The 13,000-nt window shown below is 39.6% G+C and carries 14 protein-coding genes; 9 read left to right on the top strand and 5 right to left on the bottom strand.

The genetic code is table 11. From position 1 onward, the window contains the following. Positions 1–5: 5 nt before the first annotated feature. The 4 genes from F973_RS04125 to F973_RS04110 all read right to left on the bottom strand — a co-directional run bounded on the left by F973_RS04125 (position 6) and on the right by F973_RS04110 (position 2,525). The gene (locus F973_RS04125) at positions 6–500 is read right to left on the bottom strand and encodes an IS630 family transposase (protein ID WP_001003818.1); all 495 of its coding nucleotides are present in this window, start codon (positions 498–500) and stop codon (positions 6–8) included. 47 nt (positions 501–547) lie between these two features. Next, the gene (locus tag F973_RS04120; protein WP_000122230.1) at positions 548–853 is read right to left on the bottom strand and encodes an IS630 transposase-related protein; all 306 of its coding nucleotides are present in this window, start codon (positions 851–853) and stop codon (positions 548–550) included. A gap of 200 nt (positions 854–1,053) precedes the next feature. After that, entirely contained in the window at positions 1,054–1,965 is a 912-nt protein-coding gene (locus F973_RS04115; protein ID WP_004760147.1) for an alpha/beta fold hydrolase, read from the bottom strand. Continuing rightward, positions 1,965–2,525 (bottom strand): PadR family transcriptional regulator, encoded by a 561-nt coding sequence (locus F973_RS04110; RefSeq protein WP_004760145.1) that lies wholly within the window; start codon positions 2,523–2,525, stop codon positions 1,965–1,967. Before F973_RS04110 ends, F973_RS04115 begins: the two co-directional genes overlap by 1 nt. Before the next feature lie 124 nt (positions 2,526–2,649). Here F973_RS04110 and F973_RS04105 point away from each other — a divergent pair, with 124 nt between their 5' ends. From F973_RS04105 to F973_RS04090, 4 genes are all read left to right on the top strand, one after another. Then, complete coding sequence (locus F973_RS04105) at positions 2,650–4,674, top strand: NADPH-dependent 2,4-dienoyl-CoA reductase (protein ID WP_004760144.1); 2,025 nt, start codon at positions 2,650–2,652, stop codon at positions 4,672–4,674. A 72-nt stretch (positions 4,675–4,746) separates the two neighbouring features. Next, complete coding sequence (locus tag F973_RS04100; RefSeq protein ID WP_004760143.1) at positions 4,747–5,154, top strand: nuclear transport factor 2 family protein; 408 nt, start codon at positions 4,747–4,749, stop codon at positions 5,152–5,154. Between the two features lie 39 nt (positions 5,155–5,193). After that, the gene (locus F973_RS04095; RefSeq protein WP_004760142.1) at positions 5,194–5,910 is read left to right on the top strand and encodes an SGNH/GDSL hydrolase family protein; all 717 of its coding nucleotides are present in this window, start codon (positions 5,194–5,196) and stop codon (positions 5,908–5,910) included. A 19-nt stretch (positions 5,911–5,929) separates the two neighbouring features. Continuing rightward, positions 5,930–7,018, top strand: a complete 1,089-nt coding sequence (locus F973_RS04090) for a YheT family hydrolase (RefSeq protein WP_004760141.1) — start codon at positions 5,930–5,932, stop codon at positions 7,016–7,018. A 53-nt stretch (positions 7,019–7,071) separates the two neighbouring features. Here F973_RS04090 and F973_RS04085 read toward each other — a convergent pair whose 3' ends face one another. Further along, positions 7,072–7,542: a hypothetical protein gene (locus F973_RS04085; protein WP_004677340.1), complete on the bottom strand. Its 471-nt coding sequence runs from the start codon at positions 7,540–7,542 to the stop codon at positions 7,072–7,074. A 368-nt stretch (positions 7,543–7,910) separates the two neighbouring features. Here F973_RS04085 and F973_RS04080 point away from each other — a divergent pair, with 368 nt between their 5' ends. The 5 genes from F973_RS04080 to ispD all read left to right on the top strand — a co-directional run bounded on the left by F973_RS04080 (position 7,911) and on the right by ispD (position 12,956). Then, positions 7,911–9,542 (top strand): CTP synthase, encoded by a 1,632-nt coding sequence (locus F973_RS04080; RefSeq protein ID WP_004760139.1) that lies wholly within the window; start codon positions 7,911–7,913, stop codon positions 9,540–9,542. 33 nt (positions 9,543–9,575) lie between these two features. Continuing rightward, positions 9,576–10,433 (top strand): 3-deoxy-8-phosphooctulonate synthase, encoded by an 858-nt coding sequence (gene kdsA / locus F973_RS04075; RefSeq protein ID WP_004677343.1) that lies wholly within the window; start codon positions 9,576–9,578, stop codon positions 10,431–10,433. A gap of 45 nt (positions 10,434–10,478) precedes the next feature. Continuing rightward, entirely contained in the window at positions 10,479–11,768 is a 1,290-nt protein-coding gene (eno, locus tag F973_RS04070) for a phosphopyruvate hydratase (protein ID WP_004760137.1), read from the top strand. Between the two features lie 128 nt (positions 11,769–11,896). Then, positions 11,897–12,268, top strand: coding sequence for a cell division protein FtsB (ftsB, locus tag F973_RS04065; RefSeq protein ID WP_004760136.1), 372 nt, complete (start codon positions 11,897–11,899; stop codon positions 12,266–12,268). Next, positions 12,252–12,956, top strand: coding sequence for a 2-C-methyl-D-erythritol 4-phosphate cytidylyltransferase (ispD, locus tag F973_RS04060; protein WP_004760134.1), 705 nt, complete (start codon positions 12,252–12,254; stop codon positions 12,954–12,956). The genes ftsB and ispD overlap by 17 nt, the downstream gene beginning before the upstream one ends. Positions 12,957–13,000: the final 44 nt, after the last annotated feature.

The following is a 13,000-nucleotide window of genomic DNA, read 5'->3' as shown; positions in this document are numbered from 1 at the left end:
TATAGTCAAACTACTTTATTATTCATACAGGATTCGAAAAAAACTCGAAATAACTCATCGACTGAGTCGATCAACCATTCTTTACGCTTACGTTTAACCCATGCCCACATCTGTTCTATAGGATTTAAATCAGGGCTGTATGCAGGAAGCCAAAGAATTTTATGCCCTTGTTGTTCCAATAACTCCTGAATATCTGCTCTTTTATGAAATGCTGCATTATCCATAACCACTACACTATTTTCAGGTAATGCTGGTATGAGGAATTGCTCAATCCAAAAATGAAAAACATCTGAATTGATTTTGCAGTCAAATAAACCGACTGAAAATAAATACCCTTTATGGATTGCTCCAATAGCATTGGTCTGATTCTTTAATTGCCAATTATATTGCCCTAAACAGGGTACTCCTTTTCGTGAGTAGCCATGAGGTCTGTAATCATGTGACTTAAAACCACTTTCATCCAGATAAATAATCGGATGGTTTTTTTCTAATTCATTCACTTGCAGAATAAATTTATCCCTAAGCTTTGTATCTGCTTTAGGATGGCTTAACGTCTTTTTTTAACTGTAATATTTAAGCGCTTTAATGCAGCACCAATAGATGAAACACCACAATTAAAACGTGCAGCACGTTCATATTGATAAGCATCAGGATACTTTTCAACATCTTCACGTAAAGCATCATCGTTAATTTTAGAAGGTTTACGTACACGAGTTTTTTTAATCTCTATACGTTTCTTCCATTCAACAATGGTATTTTTATTAATTTCAAATTGTGCAGCTACCGCTCGAATAGAATAACCTTCCTCAAGCTTAGCTAAAATTTTACGTCTAAAATGTTCTGAATAACTCATTGCACCATTGTATTGGTTTTATAATGTTTTGACTATATGAATAAGCTGGCTATTTTTTGCGTAAAAATAGCCTAATTAACTATAGTCAAACTACTTTATTATCCATACAGGATTCAAAAAAACTCGAAATAATTCATCGACTGAGTTGTATTAGTTTTATAATGATTTGACTATAGGCTATCTAAAATCAATAAGGTAATCTACTGGCTTTGATTTTCTAAAAACTTGCCAATTTCCTGACTAAATTTTCTAGGCTGAGTAATAAGTGGTGTATGTCCAGAGTGTTCAAAATAAACAGCTTTGGCATTGGACAGGCTTTGAGCAATGATTGTTTGTCCAGTTTCAGGATAAAGTGTTGAGCTACGCCCAATAAACAAAGTCGTCGGGCAATTTACTTGGCTAATCGCTTCTCTATAGTCTTCATCATGATTTAGATAATTTTCCACATACCAAAGTAAGTAATCAAGACGTTGGATGGGCATTAAATATTTTTGTAGAAAAGGACAGTTGAGTGCCGCTATAAATAGTTTTGGGCTATAAGAATTACTACTTTGTACCTCAAGAAAACTTCCCCAAGCCTTGACCAGTTTATCACGGGCGGATGTAGCTAAATCTTCAAGTTTCATCGCCTGTCTGTTTTCTGAAAGGACATTTTGAATATCCAGTAGCAGCGATTTAAATTGCTCATGTTTTTGTCCAAATAAGCCATATTGCCATGAATCATCGACAGGAATTTTTGGTGTTTGATCAATATGCAGATAGGCTTTTAGTTTTTGTGCCAGACCGCCATGTTTAAACCCGTGCATGGCTGTGGTTGCACCCATTGAATAGCCAATCAGAATAAACTGCTCAAGTTTAAGTTGCTTAATCAATGTATCGACATCATTCCAGTGGCTTGAGATCGCATCCGTTTCAGGAATGGCACAATCTTTTGAACCACCAAAACCACGCCAGTCGGGAATGATAAATTCATATTTTTTACGGGTTGCAAATAAAAATGGAAGCCATAGCCAGCTTTGCATGCCCAATCCTGACAGGACGAGTACAGGTTTGCCCTCACCAACACGTCTGACAAACAATTTTTCCTGATCAGGCATGGTATAAAACGGCATTATTTTTCTCTAGCTCCGTTGGCTTTTTCAAACTTTTTAAGTTGTGGAATCATTTGTTCTAACCATCTTATCCATTCGATTTCTTTAATGATACCGAGTTCCAGAATCATTTTATGAATAAATAAGACACGATTAGTAGGTTCATTATTTTTAAAATCCTTATCATGGATGGTTTGATAAAGACTAAGTTTTTCTTTATGAAGTTCTAGATGTCGTTCAAGTTCAGGCAAAATATTATTGCCGCCAAGTTGTGCTTCGGCCCTTAATCTAACCATCAGGTCATCACGCAGCTGGGCAGGCTCGCTTTGTTGTTCAACCCATTCAGCAAGTTCTATTCTGCCTAGTGCTTCGACTTGATAGGTTTTTTTTCGGCTGTTTGCAGCCTGTTCTTCTAATGTAGAAATCCATCCTTTTTTCAGCATTCCATTGAGTTCGCGGTAAATTTGCTGATGAGTCGCGTTCCAAAAGAAGCCCATTGAACGGTCAAAACGACGAGCTAAATCAAAACCTGTACTTGGTTTCTCTAATAAGCTTGTCAATAAAACATGGGCAAGTGACATGATGATCCGTAATAAAAAATGACTCATCAGAATTATGCAATATGTTGCATAAAAATCAAATCTTGTTTATAAGTTTATGCAACAAGTTGCATTAGCAAGCAGATTGCTAGCCAAAGGAGAAAACATGTCAGCTTATCCACATTTATTACAACCACTTGACTTGGGTTTTACCACATTAAAGAACCGTGTGCTTATGGGCTCTATGCATATTGGTTTAGAGGAAGCACCTCAAGGCTATGAACGTATGGCTGCATTTTATGCAGAACGTGCCAAAGGTGGTGTAAGTCTGATTGTAACTGGCGGTGTTTCTCCAAATGATGATGGTGTTGTATTTGCACACGGTACAAAATTAGATACCGTCGAAGAAGCTGAAAAACATAAAGTTATTACTCAGGCTGTACATGAAGCTGGTGGAAAGATCGCAATGCAAATTTTGCATACGGGGCGTTATTCTTATCAAGCAAACAATGTTGCGCCATCAGCGATTCAAGCACCCATTAATCCGATTAAACCAAAAGCCCTCAGTTCAGCAGAAGTTCAACAAACGATTGATGACTTTGCCAACTGTGCCAAGCTTGCACAATATGCAGGGTATGATGGTGTTGAAATCATGGGTTCAGAAGGTTACTTGATCAATGAATTCATTGCTGCTCGTACCAACCACCGTGATGACGAATGGGGCGGTAGCTACGAAAATCGTATTCGTTTCCCAATTGAAATTGTAAAACGTACCCGTGCCACTGTTGGTGAAAATTTTATTATTATTTATCGTTTATCGATGCTGGATTTGGTTGAGGGCGGTTCAAGTCTGGAAGAAGTGATTCAACTTGCTAAAGAAATTGAAAAAGCAGGTGCAACTATTATCAATACAGGGATTGGTTGGCACGAAGCACGTATTCCAACCATTGCCACTAAAGTACCACGTGCTGCATTTACATGGGTAACTGAAAAGCTAAAAGGCTCAGTTTCAATTCCTTTAATCACCTCGAACCGTATCAATACACCTGAAATGGCTGAACATGTACTGGCTTCAGGTCATGCAGATATGATTTCGATGGCTCGCCCAATGTTGGCTGATGCCGATTTTGTATTGAAAGCGAGTGAAGGTCGTAGTGATGAAATTAATACCTGTATTGGTTGTAACCAAGCATGTTTAGATCATATTTTCTCGATGAAGATTGCAACATGCTTAGTTAATCCACGTGCATGTTATGAAACTGAGCTGATTTTTAAAGAAACAAATGCAATAAAAAATATTGCAGTAATTGGTGCAGGTCCAGCGGGTCTAAGTTTTGCAACATATGCAGCGAGTCGTGGTCATAAAGTTAAAGTGTTTGATTCAAATAATCAGATTGGTGGTCAGTTTAATATTGCTAAGACCATTCCTGGTAAAGAAGAGTTTTACGAAACTTTACGCTATTTCAAACGTCAGATTGAGTTACAGCCGAATATTGAGCTGGTACTCAATCATACAGTGACTTATGAAGAACTCAGCCAGGCTAATTATGATGAGATTGTTGTTGCAACAGGGGTAACACCGCGTCAATTACAATTTGAAGGTATTGATCATCCAAAAGTATTGAGCTACATCCAAGTATTAAAAGAGCGTGTTCCAGTCGGTAAGCGTGTTGCGATTATTGGTGCTGGTGGTATTGGCTTTGATACAGCGGAGTATTTAACCCATGAAGGTGATAGCGGCAGTTTAAATCCTGAAAAATTCTATGCGGAGTGGGGTATTGATACAAGCTATGCCCATGTAGGTGGTTTAAAGCAACCTGAGCTAGAGAAATCTGAACGTGAGATTTACCTATTACAACGTAAAACAGCCGCTGTTGGTGCTGGATTAGGTAAAACGACTGGTTGGATTCATCGTACAGGCTTAAAACATCGCGATGTGAAAATGATTGCAGGCGCAAGCTATGACAAAGTGGATGATCAAGGATTACATATTACTGTAGATGGTCAGACCACAGTGTTAGATGTTGATAATGTTGTGATTTGTGCTGGTCAAGAATCATATACAGCAATGTTTGATCAACTCAAAGCAGATGGTAAGAATGTTCACTTGATCGGTGGTGCGAAGGAAGCTGGTGAATTAGACGCTAAACGTGCGATTCGTCAAGGTGCTGAGTTAGCAGCAGTTCTATAAGTAAAAGATGAGACATTCTCTATGTTAGGAGAATGTCTCAAACTTCATTAGCTAAAATATAAGGAAATTACAATGACAATCGAAACAACTAAGCAAGCGCTAGAAAAATGGCATCAGATGATCAAAACAGGTGATATGTCATCTTTAAATGAATTACTGGCAGATGATGTCGTGTTTCGTTCGCCTGTGGCATACAAACCTTATGAGGGCAAGCATGTGGTATTTTTTATCCTGACCAATGTAATTCAAGTTTTTCAGGACTTTACTTATCACCGTGAATTTTATACCGAAGATGGGGAAAATGTGGTACTGGAATTTAGTGCCAATGTGAGCGGAAAATTATTAAAAGGTATTGATATGATTCGCTTTAATGAACAAGGCAAAATTATTGATTTTGAAGTGATGATTCGCCCAATGAGTGGTTTGGCGGCATTGGCTGAACAGATGAGCGCAAGATTTGCTCAATATCAACCAAATTAATTAATACAAAATAGCCTAAGTAATATTAAGATCATTAGTATGTGGTTAAAACTTTCAACTTTCGGATTATTACCTGTATTGCTGATACAAGGCACAAAAGTTCGTAGGAATACACCACGTCTGCCAGAAGCAAGCGGTGATCGTGAGGGCAAGACTGGGCAGGGAAAACCCCTGTCACTTTTGATTCTGGGTGATTCAGCAGCAGCAGGTGTTGGTGTGGAAACACAACAGGAAGCTTTGTTAGGTGCAATTATTGCCGAGTTGCAGAATGAGTATGTGTTGCAATGGAAGCTGCATGCCAAAACAGGTGATACCACAAAACAGGTTTTACAGGCGATCCATGATTTAGAACCACAAAGCTATGATGTGGTGGTTACTTCCATAGGTGTGAATGATGTCACCAAATTAATTTCTGCTAAAACTTGGATAAAACAACAAAAACAATTATTTACTCAAATACAAAACCGTTTCCAGCCAAAACTGATTATTGTGTCAGGTGTGCCACCCATGCAACATTTTCCAGCACTACCTCAGCCATTGGCTTGGCTGTTTGGAAAATATGCCGAACAAATGAATGACGCATTAAAACAGTGGTTAGCTCCACAGCCACAATTTAGATTTATTCAATACGATATTAAAAATTTTCAGGCGATGAATTTACCTATGGCCAGTGATGGCTTTCATCCAAGTAAAGAAATTTATGCAATTTGGGGGCAACAGGTCGCAGCATTGGTGCGACAAACATTTAACGCATAGTCAGAGACGGTAATTGAACATGGGCGGATCTGTTTTAAACAAGCTTAAAGTTTTAGCTTTGGACGTACTGGATTCAGTCGTTGGTGCTGAGCAACCGAAAATGTATTATGACCCGCAAGGGAAAATTAAAGATGTTCTGGAAAGATTACCACAGTTAAAACAGAAATATCGCCCAACTTTTTGGCTCAGCAATAGCCATGTTCATCTTTTATATTTTGATTTAATCAAGAAGAAAACCAGCAAGCTTGAGTATGATCGTATTGATCAGTTGACCATGCAGGATGGTGGTGTTACTGCAATCGCATGGTATGGCTATGATTTGCCAGTCGATACCCCAACTGTTGTGATCATGCATACTATTACAGGTACACCTGAAAGTATGCGTGAACTTGTTAAAGACTTACATGCATATACGGGTTGGCGGATTGCACTTTGTTTACGCCGTGGACATGCAGGCTTACCGATGCCTGTGCCACAAATTTCCCTGTTTGGTTCAACCCATGACTTAAAAGAACAACTTGGACATATTCAAAACCTATTTCCAGACTCAGACTTATATGCGGTGGGTTCATCGGCTGGGACTGGATTATTGGTCCGCTATTTGGGCGAACAAGGCGAAGATACGCCATTTAAGGCCGCTTTTGCCATGTGTCCAGGTTATAACACTGAACTTAGCTTTAAAAATGTACATCCTTTTTATAGTAGAATGATGACCAAAAAATTATTTAAGTATTTTATTCATCCTTACCAAAATACATGGAGCAACATTGCTTCTCTTAAAAAAGTGCTCACCACGACCAGTTTGGAAGAATTTGAAAAAGAATATTTTGAAATGGCAGGCTTTCAGGATTATCAAAGTTATTGCCAAGCCATTAACCCGATTTATGTGTTTGAGAATGTTAAAATTCCATTGATGATTTTGAATGCTGAAGATGATCCTGTCTGTTCCATTAAAAATCTGGAACCTTATAAAGAGACTATTCAGCAGATGGAAAATGTTGTGGTAGTGACTACCAAAAAGGGCAGTCATTGTGGTTTTTATGAAAGCTTAGCAGTGAAATCATGGGCATCACGCTTGATGTCAGATTTTTTTAAGAGTTATTCATAAAGTTTAGCTGTAAAAAAGCCAGTTGAATTCAACTGGCTTTTGACTACAATCAATTAATTGTTCAGTGCAGGGGTTGCAGCGGCAATTGCGGCAGCAACAGCATCATCTTCACTTTGGGCTGGTGTCGATGGCTTTGGTGCTTTTACAGGTTCAGTTTTTGGTTGTTCTGTTTTAGCAGGCTTTTGCTCAGCCTGAACTGCTGGTTTAGGCTGTTCAGTACGTGGCGTTTCAGGTTGAGTGCTTGTATCTGTAGAAGTTTGTGCCTGAGTAGGGCGTGTTTCACCACGAATTTCAGTGGTCGTATTTGGTGTTTCCTCACGGCTTGTTTCAATCACTGGCTCAGGTGCGGGTTCCGCACTTTCTAGAGACTCAAATTCCTGAATTTTTTCAGGTTCAGGCTGAGTCGTTTGTGTCTCGGTTGCCTGTTCTTGCTGCTCTTCTTTCGGTTCTTCTTTTTTCACACAAGCAGTTAATAAAAGACCAGTCGCAAGTGCTGCACAAATTAAAAGTTTTTTATTTGCCATTGCTAAAACAACATATTGAATAAGGACAGCACGGATTATAGCAATAAAACCAGGTGAAGAAATCCCTACGGTTATCGGCTTTGATGATATTTTATAAATGTTTGCTGAGAGAGCGCTATTTTAAAATAAAATCACAGTAAATCTGGGGAAAAATTGCGGTATTTGTTCCATGCTATTGATCAGCCAAATATCATGTATGGATGAAAAATCCACAAATCCCATAAATTTTTATCGAAAATGCTGATAGAATAGTCGATTGTTTATAGTTCTTTGAATTGGTGCGGTTTGACTTTGCTTTCTTGGTGCAGAGTACAGTAAAATTGCCCAACATTGTAGGCCGATTTCGGCTCGATTGTACGAGAAACTCAATGACCCATTTTATTTTTGTCACTGGTGGTGTGGTTTCATCACTAGGTAAAGGTATTTCTGCTGCTTCTGTTGCCGCACTTTTGGAAGCTCGTGGCTTAAAAGTCACGATGGTAAAGATGGATCCATATATTAATGTCGATCCAGGTACCATGAGCCCATTCCAGCACGGTGAAGTTTTCGTCACAGAGGATGGTGCTGAAACTGACTTAGATTTGGGCTATTACGAACGTTTCCTGCGTCGCGCCAAAATGACCAAGCTGAACAACTTCACCAGTGGTCGTGTTTATCAGGACGTACTCAATAAAGAACGTCGTGGTGACTACTTGGGCGGTACAGTTCAGGTGATTCCACACATTACCGATAATATTAAGGAACGTGTACTTCGCGCAGGCGAGGGTTATGACGTTGCAATTGTTGAGATTGGCGGTACAGTGGGTGATATTGAATCACTTCCATTTATGGAATCGGTACGTCAGCTTATGGTTGAGCTGGGTCATAAACGTACCATGCTGATGCACTTAACCTTATTGCCATATATTAAGTCTGCGGCTGAACTAAAAACCAAGCCAACCCAGCACTCTGTTAAGGAACTGCTTTCGATTGGTATCCAGCCAGACATCCTGATCTGCCGTACTGAACATGAAGTTGATGCGGACACCATTCGTAAAATTGCACTATTTACCAATGTAGAAGCACGTGCAGTTATTGCATGTCCAGATGCAAAAACCATTTATCAAATTCCACGCAATTTCTACGAACAAAATGTCGATGATTTAATCTGTGAACGTTTTGGTTTTAATAACTTGCCAGAAGCCAATCTTGAAGACTGGGATAATGTGGTTGAAGCATTACTCAATCCAGAATACACCGTTCGCGTGGCAATGGTTGGTAAATATGTTGAGTTACCCGATGCCTATAAATCTGTCAATGAAGCACTTTTACATGCAGGCATTAAAAACCGCGTTAAAGTACAGATTGACTATGTTGATGCTGAATCTCTAGAGGGTCAGGATATTTCGGTTCTTGAAACGGCTGACGCAATCCTTGTTCCAGGTGGTTTTGGTGAGCGTGGTACTGAGGGTAAAATGCGTGCGATTCAATATGCACGTGAAAATAAGGTTCCTTTCCTGGGTATTTGTTTAGGTATGCAATTGGCGGTGATTGAATATGCACGTCATGTCGCAGGGTTGCCTGAAGCAACTTCAACTGAATTTAACCGTTCCACCAAATATCCACTCATTGGCTTAATTACTGAATGGCTGGATGAGCGTGGCGAATTACAACACCGTAGTCTTGAATCAGACTTAGGCGGCACCATGCGTTTGGGTGCACAAAAGTCTGAATTGGTTGAGGGTGCAAAAATTCGTACAATTTATGGTCAATCAGAAATTATTGAGCGTCATCGCCATCGTTATGAAATGAATGATCGTTTTATTGAGACCATAGAACAGGCAGGTATGAAGATTTCAGGCTATTCTTCAGTACAACATTTGGTTGAAACTGTAGAAATTCCTGAACATCCTTGGTTTATTGCGGTACAATTCCACCCAGAATTTACAAGCTCGCCACGTGATGGTCATCCATTATTTGCTGGTTTCATTGAAGCTGCAAAAAAACAGCATCAAAAGTAAGTACTAAGTTTTAAATAAACTGGGAAAGTTTGAATGTCACAATTAAAACCACAAGAAGTTGTACGTTTAGGCGATATACAAATGGCAAATCATTTGCCATTTGTATTATTTGGCGGAATGAACGTATTAGAGTCAAAAGATTTAGCATTTGAAATTGCTGAAACCTATATTGATATTTGTAAACGCCTTAACATTCCTTATGTGTTCAAGGCAAGTTTTGACAAGGCCAACCGTTCCAGCCTGAACTCGTTTCGTGGACCTGGCCTGGAAAAAGGCATCGAATGGCTGGGGGAGATTAAAAAACAGTTTAATGTCCCAATCATTACTGATGTGCATGAACCGTATCAGGCAGCACCCGTTGCCGAAGTTGCCGACATTATTCAGCTTCCTGCATTCCTCAGTCGCCAGACTGATCTCGTTGAAGCAATGGCAAAAACCCAAGCCATTATCAATATCAAAAAAGCACAGTTTCTTGCCCCACATGAAATGCGCCATATCCTGCATAAATGTCTAGAAGCGGGAAATGACAAACTTATCCTTTGTGAACGTGGTTCAGCATTTGGCTATAACAACCTTGTTGTTGATATGCTGGGCTTTGACATCATGAAAGAAATGAATGTACCCGTATTCTTTGATGTGACCCACGCTTTACAAACACCAGGTGGACGTGCTGATTCCGCTGGTGGTCGCCGTGCCCAAATCACGACTTTAGCGCGTTCAGGTATGGCAACGGGCTTGGCAGGATTATTTCTTGAAGCACATCCAGACCCTGAACATGCAAAATGCGATGGACCATGTGCGTTGCGTTTATCACAGCTTGAGCCATTCTTGGCGCAATTAAAAGAATTGGATACTTTAGTTAAAGGATTCAAAAAGTTAGATACCCATTGATGCATTCAGTTGCATCTTTTTATTCATTCAACAGAGGAATTGTTCATGAGCCAAATCGTTGACATTCGTGCACGTGAAATTTTGGACTCTCGTGGTAACCCAACCATCGAAGCAGACGTAATTTTGGAATCTGGGGTTGTTGGTCGTGCATGTGCACCATCTGGTGCTTCAACTGGTTCTCGTGAAGCTTTGGAACTGCGTGATGGTGACAAGTCGCGTTACTTGGGTAAAGGTGTTAAAAATGCGGTTAATAACGTAAACACTTTAATCCGTGATGCTTTAGTGGGTAAATCAGTATTTGAACAAAAAGACATCGATAACACGATGATCGAGCTTGATGGTACTGAAAACAAAGAAAAACTAGGTGCTAACGCAACTCTAGCTGTTTCTTTGGCTGCTGCTCGCGCTGCTGCTACTGAAAAGAAAATTCCTCTTTTCCAATACATCGCAGACTTGCGTGGTCAAACAACTTTGAGCATGCCTGTGCCAATGATGAACATCATCAATGGTGGTTCACATGCAGACAACAATGTGGATATTCAAGAGTTCATGATTGAGCCAGTAGGCTTCACTTCATTCTCTGAAGCATTACGTGCGGGTGCTGAAATCTTCCATTCTCTAAAATCAGTTTTAAACAAAAAGGGTTTAAATACTGCTGTGGGTGATGAAGGTGGTTTTGCTCCGAACTTGCGTTCAAATGAAGAAGCAATCACTGTTATTCTTGAAGCGATTGGTCAAACTGGTTACAAAGCGGGTTCTGAAATTATGTTAGCACTTGACTGTGCATCTTCAGAATTTTACAAAAATGGTCAATATATTCTTGCAGGTGAAGGTAATAAAGCATTCACAAGCAATCAATTCTCTGATTATTTAGCTGGTCTTGTAAATCAATATCCAATCATTTCGATTGAAGATGGTCTCGATGAGTCTGACTGGGAAGGCTGGAGCTATCTGACTTCAATTCTTGGTGATAAAATCCAGTTGGTGGGTGACGATTTATTTGTAACCAATCCTAAGATTTTACAACGTGGTATTGATGAGAAAGTAGGTAACTCTATTCTGATCAAGTACAACCAGATCGGTACATTAAGTGAAACTCTGGATGCAATCTACCTTGCTAAAGCGAATGGTTACAGCACTGTAATCTCACACCGTTCAGGTGAAACTGAAGATTCAACCATTGCTGACTTGGCAGTCGGTACAGCAGCAGGTCAAATCAAGACAGGTTCACTTTGCCGTTCTGACCGTGTTGCGAAATACAACCAATTGCTTCGTATTGAAGAATTAACCTATGCCGCTTATCGTGGTAAGGCTGAGTTCAAAGGTCTAAAATAAGGTCAAGCTTTAGCCATGTTAAAACTTCTTGAGAGCCTTTCTTTACAAAAGAGAAAAACTTCACGAATTCAGAATCCTATAGAATTTGTGACAGGTTTTCCTTTCAAGAGGGATGTGGGGAGTTTTTCATGCTAGATGTGTTTCGATCGACTTCGAGTAAATTGATTCTGTTGCTTGTGATTGCTTTGGTTGCAAGCCTACAGTATCAATTTTGGCTGGGTGAGGGAGGCTACCTCCCTCATCAGGCTTTAACTCAACAAATTAAGCAGCAAGCAGAAGTAAATACGGAGCTTAAAGAGCGCAATCGTATTTTAGCGGCCGAAGTTTTCGACTTAAAAAATGGAACGGAAGCGATTGAAGAACATGCACGCTTAGATTTAGGTTTAATCAAGCCAAATGAAACTTTTGTGCAAATGAGTACCATCAGTACCCATTACAAACCAATTTATATCGATCCAAATGCAAAAGTAGATGTCGCAACCAATGAAAACCCAGACTAGGCTATGGGCGGTTGTGCCAGCAGCAGGTTCGGGCAGTCGTTTTTCAAAAACTAAATTAAAACAATATCAATATATTCAAAACCATACTGTACTTGAACATACTGTAAATCGTCTTAATAGCTTGGATTTAGCAGGATGTGTGCTTGCAATTGGCGAACAGGATCATTTTGCCAAAACACTTTCTTTTCAGCATAAAGATAAGTTACATTTTTGCTTAGGTGGTGCAGAGCGTGTTCATTCTGTACTGAATGCCCTCATTTATTTATCTGAAATTACCGATGAAGATGATTGGGTATTGGTGCATGATGCAGCACGCCCATGTGTGACGCAGGAAAATTTACAGCTATTGGTGAATACTGCAATAGCGCATAACCAAAGTGCAATTTTAGCAATCCCAGTTCGTGATACCTTAAAACTGGTGCACACTGAAAATCAGATTGAGAAAACAGTCAGCCGTGAATTGTTGTGGCAGGCACAAACCCCGCAGATGGCAAAATTAAAGATATTAAAAAATGCGCTTGAAACAGCATTAGCTAATCACATTGTAATTACTGATGAGGCAAGTGCTTTAGAATATATCAATCAGCCTGTACAAGTGGTGCAAGGTCGTTCAGACAACATCAAAATTACCTATGCCGATGATCTGGAACTTGCCCGATTAATTCTGCAATCACAAAATTCTCACTAGTTTTAATCTGTTTTGCTTTACATAATTTATAGTTAAATAGCCTA

Origin of the sequence: Acinetobacter sp. CIP 102129, from assembly GCF_000368305.1 — a bacterium.
Classification (GTDB): domain Bacteria; phylum Pseudomonadota; class Gammaproteobacteria; order Pseudomonadales; family Moraxellaceae; genus Acinetobacter; species Acinetobacter parvus.
The sequence above is the reverse complement of the archived record's forward strand: the minus strand, read 5'-3'. Positions and strand labels throughout refer to the sequence as shown.